The sequence below is a fragment of the Corynebacterium sp. HMSC065H09 genome (assembly GCF_001812845.1).
Lineage (GTDB): Bacteria > Actinomycetota > Actinomycetes > Mycobacteriales > Mycobacteriaceae > Corynebacterium > Corynebacterium jeikeium_D.
Window position 1 is genome coordinate 199,221 of the sequence record NZ_KV810606.1, and the last position, 15,543, is coordinate 214,763.

At 59.1% G+C, this 15,543-nt stretch carries 15 protein-coding genes; 12 read left to right on the plus strand and 3 right to left on the minus strand.

Going from position 1 to position 15,543, the window contains the following annotated elements; translation table 11 throughout:
* Positions 1-5: 5 nt before the first annotated feature.
* The 8 genes from tsaB to groL all read left to right on the plus strand — a co-directional run bounded on the left by tsaB (position 6) and on the right by groL (position 7,354).
* Complete coding sequence (gene tsaB / locus HMPREF2878_RS10780) at positions 6-656, plus strand: tRNA (adenosine(37)-N6)-threonylcarbamoyltransferase complex dimerization subunit type 1 TsaB (protein WP_070653471.1); 651 nt, start codon at positions 6-8, stop codon at positions 654-656.
* Positions 653-1,132, plus strand: coding sequence for a ribosomal protein S18-alanine N-acetyltransferase (gene rimI / locus HMPREF2878_RS10785; protein ID WP_016422111.1), 480 nt, complete (start codon positions 653-655; stop codon positions 1,130-1,132). Before tsaB ends, rimI begins: the two co-directional genes overlap by 4 nt.
* 38 nt (positions 1,133-1,170) lie before the next feature.
* The gene (locus tag HMPREF2878_RS10790) at positions 1,171-2,907 is read left to right on the plus strand and encodes a pyruvate dehydrogenase (RefSeq protein ID WP_016422112.1); all 1,737 of its coding nucleotides are present in this window, start codon (positions 1,171-1,173) and stop codon (positions 2,905-2,907) included.
* Positions 2,908-2,962: 55 nt separating this feature from the next.
* Positions 2,963-3,391: a hypothetical protein gene (locus tag HMPREF2878_RS10795; RefSeq protein WP_042388422.1), complete on the plus strand. Its 429-nt coding sequence runs from the start codon at positions 2,963-2,965 to the stop codon at positions 3,389-3,391.
* Between the two features lie 58 nt (positions 3,392-3,449).
* Positions 3,450-4,529 carry a tRNA (adenosine(37)-N6)-threonylcarbamoyltransferase complex transferase subunit TsaD gene (tsaD, locus tag HMPREF2878_RS10800; protein ID WP_049170057.1) on the plus strand — a complete coding sequence of 360 codons (1,080 nt, stop codon included), beginning with the start codon at positions 3,450-3,452 and terminating at the stop codon, positions 4,527-4,529.
* Between the two features lie 103 nt (positions 4,530-4,632).
* Complete coding sequence (locus tag HMPREF2878_RS10805; protein WP_049169953.1) at positions 4,633-5,274, plus strand: hypothetical protein; 642 nt, start codon at positions 4,633-4,635, stop codon at positions 5,272-5,274.
* A 156-nt stretch (positions 5,275-5,430) separates the two neighbouring features.
* The gene (gene groES, locus HMPREF2878_RS10810; protein ID WP_005510054.1) at positions 5,431-5,730 is read left to right on the plus strand and encodes a co-chaperone GroES; all 300 of its coding nucleotides are present in this window, start codon (positions 5,431-5,433) and stop codon (positions 5,728-5,730) included.
* A gap of 19 nt (positions 5,731-5,749) precedes the next feature.
* Positions 5,750-7,354, plus strand: a complete 1,605-nt coding sequence (gene groL / locus HMPREF2878_RS10815; protein WP_016422116.1) for a chaperonin GroEL — start codon at positions 5,750-5,752, stop codon at positions 7,352-7,354.
* A gap of 119 nt (positions 7,355-7,473) precedes the next feature.
* On the opposite strand, the gene HMPREF2878_RS10820 is transcribed toward groL, so the two are convergent.
* Positions 7,474-7,797 carry a WhiB family transcriptional regulator gene (locus HMPREF2878_RS10820; RefSeq protein WP_016422117.1) on the minus strand — a complete coding sequence of 108 codons (324 nt, stop codon included), beginning with the start codon at positions 7,795-7,797 and terminating at the stop codon, positions 7,474-7,476.
* 137 nt (positions 7,798-7,934) lie between these two features.
* A complete protein-coding gene (locus tag HMPREF2878_RS10825) occupies positions 7,935-8,303 on the minus strand; it encodes a DUF5319 domain-containing protein (RefSeq protein ID WP_038629374.1) in 369 nt (122 codons plus the stop codon).
* 263 nt (positions 8,304-8,566) lie between these two features.
* Here HMPREF2878_RS10825 and guaB point away from each other — a divergent pair, with 263 nt between their 5' ends.
* The 4 genes from guaB to guaA all read left to right on the plus strand — a co-directional run bounded on the left by guaB (position 8,567) and on the right by guaA (position 14,751).
* Positions 8,567-10,096, plus strand: a complete 1,530-nt coding sequence (gene guaB / locus HMPREF2878_RS10830; RefSeq protein ID WP_016422119.1) for an IMP dehydrogenase — start codon at positions 8,567-8,569, stop codon at positions 10,094-10,096.
* Positions 10,097-10,146: 50 nt separating this feature from the next.
* Positions 10,147-11,295, plus strand: coding sequence for a GuaB3 family IMP dehydrogenase-related protein (locus tag HMPREF2878_RS10835; protein WP_016422120.1), 1,149 nt, complete (start codon positions 10,147-10,149; stop codon positions 11,293-11,295).
* Between the two features lie 119 nt (positions 11,296-11,414).
* On the plus strand, positions 11,415-13,163 hold the full coding sequence (locus HMPREF2878_RS10840; RefSeq protein WP_049169947.1) for an FAD-dependent oxidoreductase: 1,749 nt from the start codon (positions 11,415-11,417) through the stop codon (positions 13,161-13,163).
* Positions 13,164-13,176: 13 nt separating this feature from the next.
* Complete coding sequence (gene guaA, locus HMPREF2878_RS10845; RefSeq protein ID WP_070595941.1) at positions 13,177-14,751, plus strand: glutamine-hydrolyzing GMP synthase; 1,575 nt, start codon at positions 13,177-13,179, stop codon at positions 14,749-14,751.
* 4 nt (positions 14,752-14,755) lie between these two features.
* Here guaA and HMPREF2878_RS10850 read toward each other — a convergent pair whose 3' ends face one another.
* Positions 14,756-15,517 carry a hypothetical protein gene (locus tag HMPREF2878_RS10850; RefSeq protein WP_070595942.1) on the minus strand — a complete coding sequence of 254 codons (762 nt, stop codon included), beginning with the start codon at positions 15,515-15,517 and terminating at the stop codon, positions 14,756-14,758.
* Positions 15,518-15,543 lie beyond the last annotated feature (26 nt).

Consider the following 15,543-nt stretch of genomic DNA (forward strand, 5'->3'; position numbering starts at 1 on the left):
TGAGTATGAACATTTTGGCCGTTGACACATCGACTCCACAGGTCACCGCGGGAATTGTCCGCGATGGTGAAACCGTGGCCGAAAAGCTGCACCTGGATGCCCGTGCGCACAACGAGGTGCTGGTGCCGCTGATTCAGCAGTGCCTCACTGACAGTGGGGTGGCGGCAACCGAGCTAGATGCCGTGGTTGTCGGCTGTGGGCCGGGGCCGTTTACGGGCTTGCGCGTTGGTATGGCCACCGCAGCCTCCTTCGCCGACGCTCTGGGAATTCCCTGCTACGGCATCTGCAGCCTGGATGCGCTCGCGGGTGGCGTTGGCGATGAACTGGTCGTCACCGATGCCCGCCGCCGCGAGATGTACTTCGCCGCCTACCGCGATGGCCAGCGAGTTTTCGGCCCGGGAGTGGCCAAGCCAGCCGACGTCATGGAGCTGCTCAAGGAAGAACTTGCAGCAGAAGCCGCCGACTTCGCGCCGAGCCAGGCCCGCGGCAGCCTCAGCCACATCGAGCAAATTACCGGGCTTGAGGTTGCTGCCGAACAAGTCTTTCCCACTCCGACAGCCATGGTTGAAGCGGTCGACTTTGACTCCGCGCCGGGCCCACTGGTGCCGCTGTACTTGCGCCGTCCGGATGCCGTTGTCCCGAAGGCTATGAGATGAGCGTCGTCAAGCTAGTGCGTCTCGGGCCTCCTGCGGCCAAGGCGTGTGCGGCGATTGAGGCGGAGCTATTTGCCGGCGACGATCCCTGGTCGGAATCGGCCTTTATGGCCGAGCTGGCCGCGCCGAACAATTTCTACGTCGGGCTGATTGCAGATGTAGACGAGGACGAAGAACTGTGCGGCTATGCGGGGATTACCAAGCTGGGGCCTGCGGGTGCCGCCGAGTACGAGATTCACACCATCGGGGTGGGGAAGAAGTGGCAGCGCCGGGGCTTTGGGACGCAGCTGATGGACGCGCTGATGGCAGCTGTGGCGGAGGATTCGGGCCCGGTGTTTTTGGAAGTTCGCACAGATAACGAACCCGCAATCGCCATGTATCGGCGCTATGGCTTCGAAAATATGGGGCTGCGAAAGAACTATTATCCGGGCTCTGGGGCGGATGCGTACACGATGTGTCGGCCTGAGTTGGCCAGCTAGATGTTGACGTATTGACTAATCTGCGTTAAACCAGGCACATGGCTAAAACCTTTGCAAAACAGCTCGTAGAAACCCTAGAGAAGCAGGGTGTCAAGCGAATCTTCGGACTCGTTGGAGATAGTTTGAACCCCATTGTCGACGCTGTGCGCGAGTCCTCCATTGAGTGGGTGCACGTTCGCAACGAAGAGGCTGCCGCCTTCGCCGCCGGCGCGGAGTCCCTGGTCACCGGCGAATTAGCAGTGTGTGCGGCCTCCTGTGGCCCGGGTAATACCCACCTCATTCAGGGCCTGTATGACTCCCACCGCAACGGCGCAAAGGTGCTGGCGCTGGCATCGCACATTCCTTCCCGCCAGATTGGCTCGAACTTCTTCCAGGAGACCCATCCGGAGTTCATCTTCAACGAGTGCTCCGGTTACTGCGAGATGGTCAACTCCGCTGAGCAGGGTGGCGTCGTTTTGCATCACGCTATCCAGTCGACCATGACTGGCCACGGTGTTTCCGTGCTGGTTCTGCCGGGCGACATTACAACGCATGAAGTGGAAAATGATGAGTTCGTCACCTCCACTATCAGCAGCGGTCGCCCAGTCGTATTCCCTGACGCCGGCCAGGCCGCCGCGCTTGCCGACGCAATCAACGAGGCTAAAACCGTCACGCTTTTCTGTGGCGCAGGTGTGAAGGACGCCCGCGAACAGGTGCTCAAGCTTGCGGAGAAGATTAAGTCGCCGGTGGGACATGCGCTGGGTGGCAAGATGTACATCCAGTACGACAACCCCTATGACGTCGGCATGTCCGGCCTGCTGGGCTACGGCGCCTGCCACGATGCCTCCAACGATGCTGATCTGTTGATTCTGCTCGGTACTGACTTCCCGTACAACGACTTCCTGCCGACCAAGAACGTCGCCCAGGTCGATATCGATGGTCGTGCCATCGGTCGTCGTACCACGGTGAAGTACCCAGTCGTCGGCGATGTGGCTGCCACGATTGAAACCATCCTGCCGCACCTGGATGAAAAGACTGACCGTTCCTTCCTGGACAAGCAGCTGCGGAACCACGAGCGCCTGCTCAGCCACGTCATCGAGGCATACACCCACGACGTTGAGAACATGCGACCGATTCACCCGGAGTATGTGGCCGACCTGATTGATAAGTACGCCGATGACGATGCCGTCTTCACCGTGGATACCGGCATGGGCAATGTCTGGGCTGCACGCTACGTCACGCCGAATGGCAAGCGAGAGCAGATTGGTTCTTTCCGTCACGGCACTATGGCCAATGCACTGTCGCAGGCCATTGGTGTGCAGGCTGCTGACCGGGACCGTCAGGTCATTACCTTCAACGGTGACGGTGGCCTGTCAATGCTGCTCGGTGAGCTCATCACCGTGAAGCAGGAGCAGCTGCCCATCAAGATGTTTGTGTTCAACAACTCCTCGCTCGGCATGGTCAAGCTGGAAATGCTGGTTCAGGGGCTGCCGGAGCACGAGACCGACCACGACGCAGTGGACTACGCCGGAGTCGCAGAGTCGTTGGGTATCAAGGCCATCCGAATTGAAGATCCGGCCGATGCGCCTCGCCTGATTCAAGAGGCGCTGGCATACGACGGTCCGGTGCTGGTGGATATGATCACCGACCCGAATGCCCTGTCCATCCCGGCAAACATCACCTGGGACATGCTGATGGGATTCTCCAAGGCCGCTACTCGCACCGTCTTCGGCGGCGGCGTTGGTCAGATGATCAACATGGCACGGTCGAACCTCCGCAACATCCCGCGGCCATAGTGGGGGTAGCGCTCTCGAGATGCGGGAGCGGGTGCGGTGCGGTACCTCTGTTTCCATGATTAAAGGTTTTCTGGTGAACCCTGACCTGACGCATCGCATCGTCGAATTTGAGTTGGAGGCCGCTGCTACATTCCTCGGCGGAGTTTCCTCCGACCGTGTTTCGGTGGCGTTTCAGGAAGACGGCGCCGATTACGCCGCTCTCTACAACCCGACGGCCAAGGCTGAGGGCGCTGAACCGAATCCGGTCGCGTCCCTCGGCCGCAATGAGGCTGCTACGGGCAACTCGGCTTTCTTTACCGACCCCACCACCGCAATTTGCGGAACGGTCGTATTTGTCGACGCCGAGGGCAAGGATATCGGCGACGAGGAAATCGAGCGTATTAAGCACGGTATGCGCGCCGTGCGTCACTACCGCGATGACTACCCAGAGGAATACGCTCTCTGGCGTGCCGCTGTGCGGAACCTCGGTCGCCTCGAAATTTAAACTCGGTCGCTGGTAAGTGACCCGGTGGTGCGCTAGTACCATGACTGCTATGACCGAGTTGACCCTGCTGGCAATCGAGAGTTCCTGCGATGAGACTGGCGCTGCAGTGATGCGTGTGCGCTACGACGACACCGACACCAGCGCCCCCGCCATTCCCGAGGTGGAAGTGCTTGCCGACGTCGTCGCATCCTCCATGGAACAGCACGCCCGCTTCGGTGGTGTGGTCCCGGAGATTGCTTCCCGCGCTCATTTGGAAGCCCTGCAGCCAGTAGTCTCCGAGGCGCGCGCGCAAGCAGCTGCCAAGCTCGGTATCGATACTTTTATCCCAGATGCCGTCGCCGCTACCGTGGGACCCGGTCTCGCCGGTGCGCTGCTGGTCGGTTCGGCAGGCGCGAAGGCTTATGCCGCCGCCTGGGGTGTGCCTTTCTACGGCATTAATCACCTTGGTGGCCACGTTGCTGTCGGAGCTCTCGACGGCGCGGATCTATCCAACGCAGTGGCGCTCTTGGTTTCCGGCGGGCACACGCAGCTGCTGCGCGTGCAGGGGGTTGGTCGTCCGATGGAGGAGCTCGGATCGACGCTTGACGACGCAGCCGGAGAGGCATACGACAAGGTTTCGAGGTTGCTTGGGTTGGGTTACCCGGGCGGCCCGATTATCGATAAGTTGGCTAAGCAGGGAAATCGCAAGGCCATCGCGTTTCCTCGCGCCATGATGCGCCAGCAGGATGCGCGCCATGACTTCTCCTTCTCCGGCTTGAAAACCGCCGTGGCCCGCTATGTCGAAGCGGCAGAGAAGGAAGGTCGTGAATACTCCGTAGAGGACGTCTGTGCTTCCTTCCAGGAGGCGGTCTGCGATGTATTGACCAAGAAGGCCGTTCGCGCAGCTCAGGATGTGGGGGCCACTACGCTGCTGCTCGGTGGTGGTGTGGCTGCGAACTCGAGGTTGCGTGAACTCGCAGCGGCGCGAGCTACCTCGGCAGGAATTACGCTGCACGTGCCACCGATTAAGCTGTGCACCGACAACGGTGTCATGATTGGCGCAGCTGCCGCCTACCTCATTGCCGCGGGGGTCAAGCCCTCTGGCTACGCCTGCCCGACCGACCCCTCCATGCCTGTGGAAGATCCTGTAATGCAATAAGCAGTGATTGCCCCTCGGATCCATGTTAAATTTCGTTAACTGACTTTGACTTGTTTCTCTGCCATGGATCGCAGGACAATTACAGGAAAGCGCTTGCCCAAAAATGAGTAAAGACTACAGCGAGTGGGAACTTCAGCCATCCGATAATTCGCATAATCAGACTGAGCTGTTTGCGCCGCAGGGTGAACTGCAAACAACGCAAGCACCGCAAGTTGAACATCAGCGCGGTCGTGCTCGGGGAGTGCTATGGGCAGTCATCGCGCTGCTGCTTGTGGTGATTGTCGCTGTAGCGGCGGTGCTTTACCTAGTTGTGAGTGGTCGAGGTGAGCAATGGTTTGGTGCAGGTGCCAAGGATGAAGTAACGCCGAAGCTCACTGTTACTGCGACTGCGACGGAGACCGTGAAGGTGAAGTCGCCGGAGAAAGCCAAGAAGGAAACTACGAGTACGGCTACGCCCGATTATCCGATTAGTGGGGATTGCGAGGCATCGGCGTTCCCGACTACGGAGGAAAACTTTACGATTGTCGCCTGTGACGGATGGTGGGCGCTGGGTGGGCGCGCAAACAGTGGTGGACTGGCGGTCTACCAATGGGACGAAGGTGCCTGGCAAAGGAGGGAGCCAGACAGTCGTTACACAACCGGTTCTGGTGGCCCGTGCTTTAGCGATGAGTACATCAAGGAACACGGAATGACGGTTACTGTGTTCGGTCGTATGGCGTGTAACCCCGACAAGCTGACCAATTAGCATTAGCGCTCACTATTGTTGAGTGTTAGCACTTGCAGGGGTAGAGTGCTAACGAAGGTTGTTTGACACACAGTTGTTCACCCGCGACGACGGCTGTGCACGGCAGACCAACCGGCACAAGAACATCACATCACCGCATGTATGGAGGAATTCATCGTGGCGAACGTCAACATCAAGCCGCTGGAGGACCGCGTCCTCGTCCAGATCAACGAAGCAGAGACCACCACGGCTTCTGGCCTGGTTATCCCGGACTCCGCTAAGGAGAAGCCGCAGGAAGCTACCGTTATCGCAGTTGGTCCGGGTCGTTGGGCCGATGACGATGACCGCATTCCTATGGACGTCAAGGAGGGTGACATCGTCATCTTCTCCAAGTACGGCGGCACTGAGCTGAAGTACCAGGGCGAAGAGTACCTGCTGCTGTCGCAGCGCGACATCCTGGCTGTTATCGAGAACTAAAGGGAGGACGTACCCACACATGGCGAAGCTTATTGCTTTTAACGAAGAGGCTCGCGAAGGCCTCAAGCGCGGTGTGGACACGCTTGCCGACGCAGTCAAGGTCACGCTTGGCCCGAAGGGTCGCAACGTTGTCCTGGACAAGGCCTTCGGCGGTCCGCTGGTCACCAATGATGGTGTGACCATCGCCCGCGACATCGACGTTGAGGATCCGTTTGAGAACCTCGGCGCGCAGTTGGTTAAGTCCGTTGCGGTCAAGACCAATGACGTTGCCGGTGACGGTACTACTACCGCAACGCTGCTGGCACAGGCGCTGGTCCACGAGGGGCTGCGCAACGTTGCAGCCGGCGCAAACCCGATTTCGCTGAACCGTGGTATTCACGCTGCATCCGACAAGGCGGTTGAGCTGCTGAAGCAGCGCGCCACCTCGGTCAGCAGCTCTGCTGCCATCGCACAGGTGGCAACCGTTTCCTCGCGCGACACTGAAATTGGTGACCTGGTTGCAGGTGCCATGGACAAGGTTGGCAAGGACGGCGTCGTCTCTGTGGAGGAGTCGCAGTCGATTGCCACCGAGCTGTCCGTGACCGAGGGCGTGTCTTTCAACAAGGGCTTCCTCTCGCCGTACTTCATTACCGACGTTGAGGCTCAGCAGGCAATTCTCGACGGTGCACAGGTGCTGCTGGTCCGCGAGAAGATTTCCTCCCTGCCGGAGTTCCTGCCGATTCTGGAGAAGATTGCCGAGTCCGGCAAGCCGACTCTGATCATGGCTGAGGATATCGAGGGCGAGGCTCTGTCCGCGCTGGTCATCAACGCTATGCGCAAGACCTTGAAGGTTGCCGCAGTGAAGGCACCGTACTTCGGTGACCGTCGTAAGGCGTTCATGGATGACCTGGCAGTTGTCACCGGTGCAACCGTCGTTACGGCTGACACTGGCATGCAGCTGAAGGACGTTGGACTTGAGGTGCTGGGTAACGCACGCCGCATCACCATTACCAAGGACGAGACCGTCCTAGTTGACGGTGCTGGCACCGCTGAGGCTGTGGAAGAGCGTCGTAACCAGATCCGTGCCGAGATTGAGCGCACTGACTCTGACTGGGATCGCGAGAAGCTGGAAGAGCGTCTGGCGAAGCTCTCTGGCGGCGTGGCTGTCATTAAGGTCGGCGCTGCTACCGAGACCGAGGTCAACGAGCGCAAGCTGCGTGTCGAGGATGCCATTAACGCTGCTCGTGCGGCAGCTCAGGAAGGCGTCATCGCCGGTGGCGGTTCCGTACTGGTGCAGATCTCCCGTGAACTCGAGGCATTCGCTGACGAGTTCGAGGGCGACGAGGCAGTCGGTGTCCGTGCAGTTGCCAAGGCTCTGACCCGTCCGGCTTTCTGGATTGCTGAGAATGCTGGTAAGGACGGTGCTGTCGTTGTCTACCACATTGGTGAGCTGGAGAACGGCAACGGCTACAACGCTGCTACTGACACTTACGAGAACCTGATTGAGTCCGGCGTCATTGACCCGGTCAAGGTCACTCACTCCGCAGTCGTCAACGCAACCTCCGTGGCTCGCATGCTGCTGACCACCGAGGCTTCTGTTGTGGACAAGCCGGAAGAAGAGCCACAGCACGACCACGCTCACTAACTGCCAGTGAGCTAGTGCCCTGGCCTTTGGCACGTAAAATGCTCCCCACCTTTCAATCTGAGGGTGGGGAGCATTTTGGTTTTTATGTGAACTGGCTGGAGTCCGAGAGAGGAGAGGGACTACATGGCAGTAACTAGAACGCGTTCAAGTTCGCGTTCACGTGCGGCCGGCTTAGCTCGAAGGATTTCATTTCGTTCAGATTCGCTGAGACCGCCCCAGACACCGTATGGCTCACCAACCTTGAGTGCGTGACTACGGCACTGCATAAGAACAGGGCAAGAACGGCAGATAGCCTTCGCACGGGCTTCACGCAGGCTGCGTGCGCGTCCGCGCTCGCCTTCCGGGTGGAAGAAGGTCGCGGAGTCCTGCCCGCGGCAAGAGCCGTGCAGCTGCCAATCCCACAAATCCGCATTGGGCCCGGGCAAGTGGTCGATGTACGTCATCGGAATTGATGTCTCCTTCATTGAGCTTTCTTGAAGCAGTGAGCTCAAGTGTGGAGGCCAACAATGAACGGTTGGTAAACCTAAGGAGGCCAGCCGGGATACTACGCAAACAATTCCGTCAAACTCTTACCAAATTTTTAGAAACGGCCAGGTCGTCGAGAACGCAGACCGTCGACAAAGCCTGCGCAGTAGTCCCATGGGGCGTAACGGGAGGGGTCTGGATCGAATTGTGGCTCGTGAACCGGAGATGCCTGTCCAGACAGGAGCATCAGGTAGTGGTTTTCCAAAACCTCCCAGTTATAAAAGTGCTCGTCACCGCAGTCCTCACACAACATGCAGACGCCCAGTAATCCCTCTGGGCTCAAAGCGGTGCGGAATAGGCGAACTGCGGCCAGATCTTCAAGAACCTCTCGACGTTCCTGGTCTGTCAGTGGAGCAAACGGCTCATCCGGCTCGAGAAAGCTTGCCGGGTCATTGGGATCTCCTTCGAACGGATCCCGCGGCATGGATGAGAAAAAGTTGTGGTTCACAACCACTACCGTAACAGCTCTGTACGGCAATCCTGTCGATTGGCGATGCACTTAGTTGGGGTTTAGTTCACCTTGGAATAACCCTCAGCTAGCTTTCGGCTAACCCTTGTCGGGCACCTGTCGCTCCGCCTAATTGTCGCGTTTCATCACTGAAGGACTACCCTGTATATAACGTTTGGCAACCACGAAGCGATAGCGCCCCTGGCCGGATGTCGGCAAGGGTGGAGCAGGAGGAGTCCATGACCAACCCCACGGGAATTAGCCTCGGCGGAGACAATCCCAACAAGATTCCACTAGTCGGCCTTACATTCGATGACGTCCTGCTGCTGCCGGATGCTTCGGACGTTATCCCCTCCGGCGTTGATACTTCGACGCAGCTCACTCGTGAGCTGCGTCTGAACATTCCGGTTGTGTCCGCTGCTATGGACACCGTCACCGAGGCCCGCATGGCTGTTGCTATGGCCCGCCAGGGCGGTATGGGTATCCTGCACCGCAACCTGTCCATTGAGGAGCAGGCGCAGCAGGTCGAGATTGTGAAGCGCTCTGAGGCTGGCATGGTGTCCGACCCGGTGACCTGTTCCCCGGATGACACCATCGCCGAAGTAGATGCCAAGTGCGCTCGTTACCGCATCTCGGGCCTGCCGGTCGTCGACAAGGACGGCAAGCTGGTCGGTATCTGCACCAACCGCGACATGCGTTTTGAGGCAGACCTGAACCGCAAGGTTTCCGAAATCATGACCCCGATGCCGCTGGTCGTGGCTGAGCAGGGTGTGTCTGGCGATGCGGCGCTGAACCTGCTGCGCGCTCACAAGGTGGAGAAGCTGCCGATCGTCGATGGCGAAGGTCGCCTGACTGGTCTGATTACCGTCAAGGACTTCGTCAAGAAGGATCAGTACCCGAATGCTTCCAAGGATGGTTCCGGCCGTCTGCTGGTCGGTGCTGGTATCGGTACCGGCGAGGACTCCTGGAAGCGCGCGCACGCATTGGCTGACGCAGGCGTAGACGTGCTCGTTGTTGATACCGCTCACGCCCACAACTCAGGTGTACTTGAGATGGTCTCCCGCGTTAAGAAGGAATTCGGCGAGAACATCCAGATTATCGGCGGCAACCTGGCTACCCGTGGCGCTGCACAGGCCATGATTGACGCGGGTGCAGATGCCATCAAGGTCGGTATCGGCCCAGGCTCGATTTGCACCACTCGCGTTGTCGCAGGTGTGGGCGCCCCGCAGATCACCGCCATCATGGAAGCCTCTGTCGCAGCTAAGAAGGCTGGCGTTCCGATTATCGCCGATGGCGGTATGCAGTTCTCCGGCGACATCGCCAAGGCTCTGGCAGCCGGTGCATCCTCCGTCATGCTCGGTTCGATGCTGGCCGGTACCGCTGAGGCTCCGGGTGAGGTCACCTTCGTCAACGGCAAGCAGTACAAGATGTACCGTGGCATGGGCTCGCTGGGTGCTATGCAGGGCCGCGGCCTGACCGGTGAGAAGCGCTCCTACTCCAAGGACCGCTACTTCCAGGCTGATGTCAAGAGCGAAGAGAAGCTGGTTCCGGAAGGCATTGAGGGGCGTGTTCCGTTCCGCGGCAGTATCGACTCCATCGTTCACCAGCTGGTCGGTGGTCTGCGCGCAGCTATGGGCTACACCGGTTCCGCTACCGTCGAGCAGCTGCACGACGCACAGTTCGTCCAGATCACCGCTGCAGGCCTGCGCGAGTCGCACCCGCACGATATCCAGATGACTGTCGAAGCGCCGAACTACTACCAGCGCTAAACTGGCTTAGTCGAGTTAAATTCCACGGAAAGGGCATGTGAGGAAAGCTCATGCGCGACATCGTTGAAATCGGTATTGGCCGCGAGGCACGCCGGACCTACGAGTTGGACGATATTGCACTCGTTCCCACTCGGCGTACCCGGTCGTCCAAGGACGTCGATACCTCCTGGCGAATTGACGCCTACGATTTCGAACTCCCGATGATGATGCATCCGACAGATGCCATCGCCAGCCCGGAATCCGTCGCTGAGTTTGCTCGCCTGGGCGGTTTGGCGGTTCTGAACGCCGAGGGTATCTGGGCCCGTCACGCCGATGCGCAGGACAAGATCGCCGAGCTGGTGGAGTTGGCAAAGAATGCCGCCACCAAGCGTGAATCCGAGGCAGTGAACCGCAAGCTGCAGGAACTGCACTCTGCTCCAATTGATACTGACCTGTTGGTTGAGCGCATCAAGGAGATTCGCGCAACCGGCGCGATTACTGCAGTTCGTGTCTCCCCGCAGCATGCCCGTGAGCTGGCTCCGCTGGCTATCAAGGCCGGCATCGACTTGTTGGTTATCCAGGGCACGCTGATTTCCGCAGAGCATGTCACGGCTCAGGGTGAACCGTTAAACCTCAAGGACTTCATCGGCAGCCTGGACGTTCCAGTTATCGCCGGTGGCGTTGTCGACTACCAGACTGCGCTGCATCTGATGCGTTCAGGTGCCGCTGGTGTGATTGTCGGTACGGGCTTTACGACGTCCCCGGATGCGCTCGGTATCGATGTGCCAATGGCTACCGCTATTGCGGATGCTGCAGCTGCTCGTAAGGACTACCTCGATGAGACCGAGGGGCGCTACGTCCACATCATTGCCGATGGCGGCATTGATACCGTCGGTGACATTGCCAAGGCAATCGCCTGCGGTGCGGATGCTGTGGCACTGTCCAGTGTGCTGGCAACCGTCCACGAAGCTCCGGGGCAGGGCTACGCCTGGCCGTCTGTTGCGGCACACCCGAAGTACCCGCGCGGTGCGGTGTGGCCGGTCGTCGACGATGAGAAGGAATTGGTCAGCCTGGAAGAGGCTCTGTTTGGCCCTTCCGCTTCGCCGTTCGGTGACCGCAATCTCGCCGGTGGCCTGCGTCGCGCAATGGCAAAGTGCGGCTTTACCAACTTGAAGTCCTTCCACCGCGTTGAGCTGTCGGTACGTCCGAAGGGTTTTTAATTAAAGTAATCGGATAGTTTTTTCGCAAAACTACCTTACTGAAAAGCCACCTCCGCTTAGGGTTAGGAACATGAGTTCCGCGCATTAGCGTTACGCCCTTAGAGAAGGTGGCTTTTCCCATGAGTAAACAACGTGATTTCGATGTTGTAATCGTCGGTTCCGGTTTTGGTGGTTCTGTTTCTGCTTTGCGGTTGACCGAAAAGGGCTACCGAGTGGCAGTTCTCGAAGCTGGTCGACGGTTCGAAGATAAAGACTTTGCCAAGACCAGCTGGCGGCTTCACAAGTACCTGTGGGCTCCCAAGCTGGGACTCTTTGGCGTCCAGCGCGTGCACATGTTGAAAGATGTCATGATTCTCGCTGGTGCCGGCGTCGGCGGTGGTTCTCTTAACTACGCAAACACTCTGTATAAGCCGGGCACTGAATACTTCCAGCACCGTCAGTGGGGGCACATTACCGACTGGGAGTCAGAACTCACTCCGCACTATGACAATGCATCTCGCATGCTCGGGGTGGTCACCAACCCATCCGACACGCCTGCCGACGTCGTCATGCGTGAGGTAGCCGAAGATATGGGAGTGGGCCATACTTTCCGCTCGACTCCGGTGGGTGTGTTCTTCGGAGCCAAGACAGGTGGACAGGGTGCGCCAGGGCAAACAGTTTCCGATCCTTACTTCGGGGGGATTGGCCCGGACCGTACTGCTTGTACGGAATGTGGTGAGTGCATGACTGGTTGCCGTCACAATGCCAAGAACACCCTGGTTAAAAACTACCTCTACTTGGCGGAGAAGTTCGGTGCGCAGGTCTTTGACCGCACTACCGTTACTGGCCTGCATCCTCAGGCTGATGGCTCCTGGGTTATTGACACTGAGCGCACTGGCCGTTGGGTAGCTAAGGGCAAGCAGCAGTTTAGCGCTAAGCGCGTCATTCTCGCCGCCGGTGCCTGGGGCACCCAGAATTTGCTGCACCGCCAGCAGGCCGATGGGCACTTGCCGCTGCTGCCGAAGTCTTTGGGCAAGCTGACCCGCACCAACTCCGAGGCTATTTTGGGCGCGATGGGTACGAAGGTGGACCCGGAAAATGACTTCTCTAACGGTGTAGCCATCACTTCGTCATTCTTCCCAGACGAGGACACCCATATCGAGCCAGTGCGCTACGGTAAGGGCTCTAATGCCATCGCAATGCTGCAGATGATTATGACCGAAGGAGGTCGTCGGACTCCGCGATGGTTGCAGGCTGTGGGAACCGTCGTAAAGCATCCTAACTACCTGACGCAGCTCGTGAATCTGCGTAAGTGGTCGCAGCGCACCGTGATTTCTCTGGTGATGCAGAATCGCGACAACTCGATTACGACGTACCTGCAAAAGATCGGGCCGGTGCGTTTCCTGATGAGTAAGCAGGGCGAGGGGGAGCCGAATCCGACGTGGATTCCGTCGGGTAACGAAGCTACGCAACGTGCGGCGGACAAGCTCAGTGCACGTGGTCGGAATGGTCGTGTGCTGGCTGGGGGCACTATCGGTGAGTTGGCAAACATTCCTTTGACAGCTCACTTCATTGGCGGCGCAACGATTTCGGATTCACCCGAAAACGGCGTTGTTGATCCGTACTTGCGTGTGTGGGGTTACCCGACGCTCTCGATTCACGACGGTTCGGCGATGGCAGCCAACCCGGGAGTGAACCCGTCACTGTCGATTTCCGCGAATGCGGAGCGTGCAACGTCGCTGTGGCCGAATAAGGGTGAGGAAGATCAGCGTCCGGCGCAGGGTGAGTCCTACGTGCGCCTGGATCCGATTGCTCCGGTGAACCCGGCTGTGCCGGAAGATGCTCCGGCTGCACTGAACCTGGGTATGCCCGCAGTCCGTAAGTCTTGATAAGCTTTAGGGCGTGTCTGAACAGGTGACTAAGCCCGTCCTCGTCGTGGACTTCGGTGCGCAGTATGCGCAGCTCATCGCGCGACGTGTGCGCGAGGCAAAAATTTATTCCGAAGTGGTCTCGCATGATGCGACGACCGAAGAAATTAAGGCCAAGAACCCGGCCGCGCTGGTGCTGTCCGGCGGCCCGTCCAGTGCCTACGCCGAAGGTGCCCCGAAGCTCAACCCAGAGTGGCTTGAGCTGGGCATTCCGGTGTTTGGTATTTGCTACGGCTTCCAGGCGATGACTGAGGTGCTCGGCGGCACGATTGCTGCTACCGGTGACCGTGAGTACGGCCGCACGCAGCTGAACGTCGTCGATGGTGGCGGTGTCGCTCACACTTGTGTGCCGGAGACACACGAGGTGTGGATGAGCCACGGTGACGCGGTGTCTAAGGCACCGGAGGGCTTCACCGTTACGGCGTCCACCAAGGGTGCTCCGGTAGCGGCTTTCGAGTGCTTGGAAAAGCGCATGGCCGGTGTGCAGTACCACCCGGAGGTCAACCACTCGCCGTATGGTCAGCAGGTTCTGGAGAAGTTCCTGTATGAGATTGCTGGCCTGGAGCCGGACTGGACTGCCGCTAACATCGCGGAAGAGCTGATTGAGCAGGTCCGTAATCAGGTCGGTGAGACCGGTCGCGCAATTTGCGGTCTGTCTGGCGGCGTTGACTCCGCAGTTGCCGCCGCACTTGTGCAACGCGCTATTGGTGACCGTCTGACCTGTGTCTTCGTCGACCATGGGCTGCTGCGCCAGGGCGAGCGCGAGCAGGTTGAGAAGGATTTCGTTGCCGCAACTGGTGCGAAGCTGATTACCGTCGACGATTCCAGGGTCTTCCTGGATGCTCTGGCTGATATCACCGATCCGGAGACCAAACGTAAGACCATCGGCCGTGAGTTCATCCGCTCCTTCGAGCGCGCTGTCGCACAGGCGCTGGAGGGCGCTCCGGAGGGCGAGACCGTGGACTTCCTGGTCCAGGGCACCCTGTACCCGGATGTGGTTGAGTCCGGTGGCGGTTCTGGTACCGCCAACATTAAGAGCCACCACAACGTCGGCGGTCTGCCGGATGACGTTGAGTTCACCCTCGTTGAGCCGCTGCGCCTGCTGTTCAAGGACGAGGTCCGTGCGGTCGGCCGCGAACTGGGGCTGCCGGAAGAAATCGTCGCTCGCCAGCCGTTCCCGGGCCCGGGTCTTGGTATCCGCATCATCGGCGCTGTCGATGAGGAGCGTCTGGATACCCTCCGTCGCGCCGACGCCATTGCACGCGAGGAAATGACGGCCGCAGGTATGGACGAGGTTGTCTGGCAGTGCCCGGTCGTCCTGCTTGCCGACGTCCGCTCGGTTGGTGTCCAGGGTGATGGTCGTACTTATGGCCACCCAATCGTGCTGCGCCCGGTTTCCTCTGAGGATGCGATGACCGCTGACTGGACTCGTGTTCCCTACGATACGCTGGAGAAAATCTCCACCCGTATTACCAACGAGGTGCCAGAGGTCAACCGAGTGGTCCTGGATGTGACCTCCAAACCACCGGGAACCATTGAGTGGGAGTAAGCCACTAGTTGGCGAGGGCCGTGTCTGTGAGTTGTGCAAACTCGCGGGCACGGCCCTTTTCCGTCAGGGCCGAATTGTTCTTGGTGATGGTGATGCGCTTATCGGTGGTTAGGGTGTGGAGGGCTGCGCTCACGGCATCGTCGTCAAGCATGGCGAAATAGGGGAGCTGGTCGGTGAAGAAGACGTAGCCGTCGCGTAGACGCGCGATGAAGAGGACTGCGAGGATGCGGGCCTCTGGTGAGTCGGCAGGGTAGGGGCAACGCTGGGCGAAATTGTCAGGAAGGTGTGCAGCGAGGGGGAGGAATCCGAATTGCCGCGGCAGGATTGCGCAGGTAGCGGTGATGACGGCCAGAACTAGGGTCACGATGCAAGCGACCGGTGTAGAGGAGATTCGTTCGGCGACGGCGGCAATGATCCATGCTCCGGGGAAGATGAGCAGCACGCTTATACTGCTATTCCACGAGATGTCGTTTGGTGACTCACGCATTGGCTCTGCGAAGTAGGAGGGCCGAGTTTCTTTGGTGGGTGTTTTTGCGTGGCGCGGGAAAATGGTGATGCCAATGAGTGCGAGTAGAAGCGCAATCAGGATCCACCAGCCAATGGCGCCGATGATATGGGCGTTAAGCAGCGCGAGCAGCGTAATCACTGCGGTGATGACGCCAATCGCCGTCCCCAGCCGCACGGGGTTATTGATAAATTTTGTCGTGCGTTGAGTTGCGTCTTGGTAAGGCCCTGAAGAGTGTTGGCGTCGGCTGCATTCAGTCATACTTCTTAAGTTTAGTAGCGGTGGAA

Coding starts and splice junctions, on each gene's coding strand:
- tsaB (WP_070653471.1), top strand. CDS start 6: ATGAACATTTTGGCCGTTGACACATCGACTCCACAGGTCACCGCGGGA.
- rimI (WP_016422111.1), top strand. CDS start 653: ATGAGCGTCGTCAAGCTAGTGCGTCTCGGGCCTCCTGCGGCCAAGGCG.
- HMPREF2878_RS10790 (WP_016422112.1), top strand. CDS start 1,171: ATGGCTAAAACCTTTGCAAAACAGCTCGTAGAAACCCTAGAGAAGCAG.
- HMPREF2878_RS10795 (WP_042388422.1), top strand. CDS start 2,963: ATGATTAAAGGTTTTCTGGTGAACCCTGACCTGACGCATCGCATCGTC.
- HMPREF2878_RS10805 (WP_049169953.1), top strand. CDS start 4,633: ATGAGTAAAGACTACAGCGAGTGGGAACTTCAGCCATCCGATAATTCG.
- groL (WP_016422116.1), top strand. CDS start 5,750: ATGGCGAAGCTTATTGCTTTTAACGAAGAGGCTCGCGAAGGCCTCAAG.
- HMPREF2878_RS10820 (WP_016422117.1), bottom strand. CDS start 7,797: ATGACGTACATCGACCACTTGCCCGGGCCCAATGCGGATTTGTGGGAT.
- HMPREF2878_RS10825 (WP_038629374.1), bottom strand. CDS start 8,303: ATGCCGCGGGATCCGTTCGAAGGAGATCCCAATGACCCGGCAAGCTTT.
- guaB (WP_016422119.1), top strand. CDS start 8,567: ATGACCAACCCCACGGGAATTAGCCTCGGCGGAGACAATCCCAACAAG.
- HMPREF2878_RS10835 (WP_016422120.1), top strand. CDS start 10,147: ATGCGCGACATCGTTGAAATCGGTATTGGCCGCGAGGCACGCCGGACC.
- HMPREF2878_RS10840 (WP_049169947.1), top strand. CDS start 11,415: ATGAGTAAACAACGTGATTTCGATGTTGTAATCGTCGGTTCCGGTTTT.
- HMPREF2878_RS10850 (WP_070595942.1), bottom strand. CDS start 15,517: ATGACTGAATGCAGCCGACGCCAACACTCTTCAGGGCCTTACCAAGAC.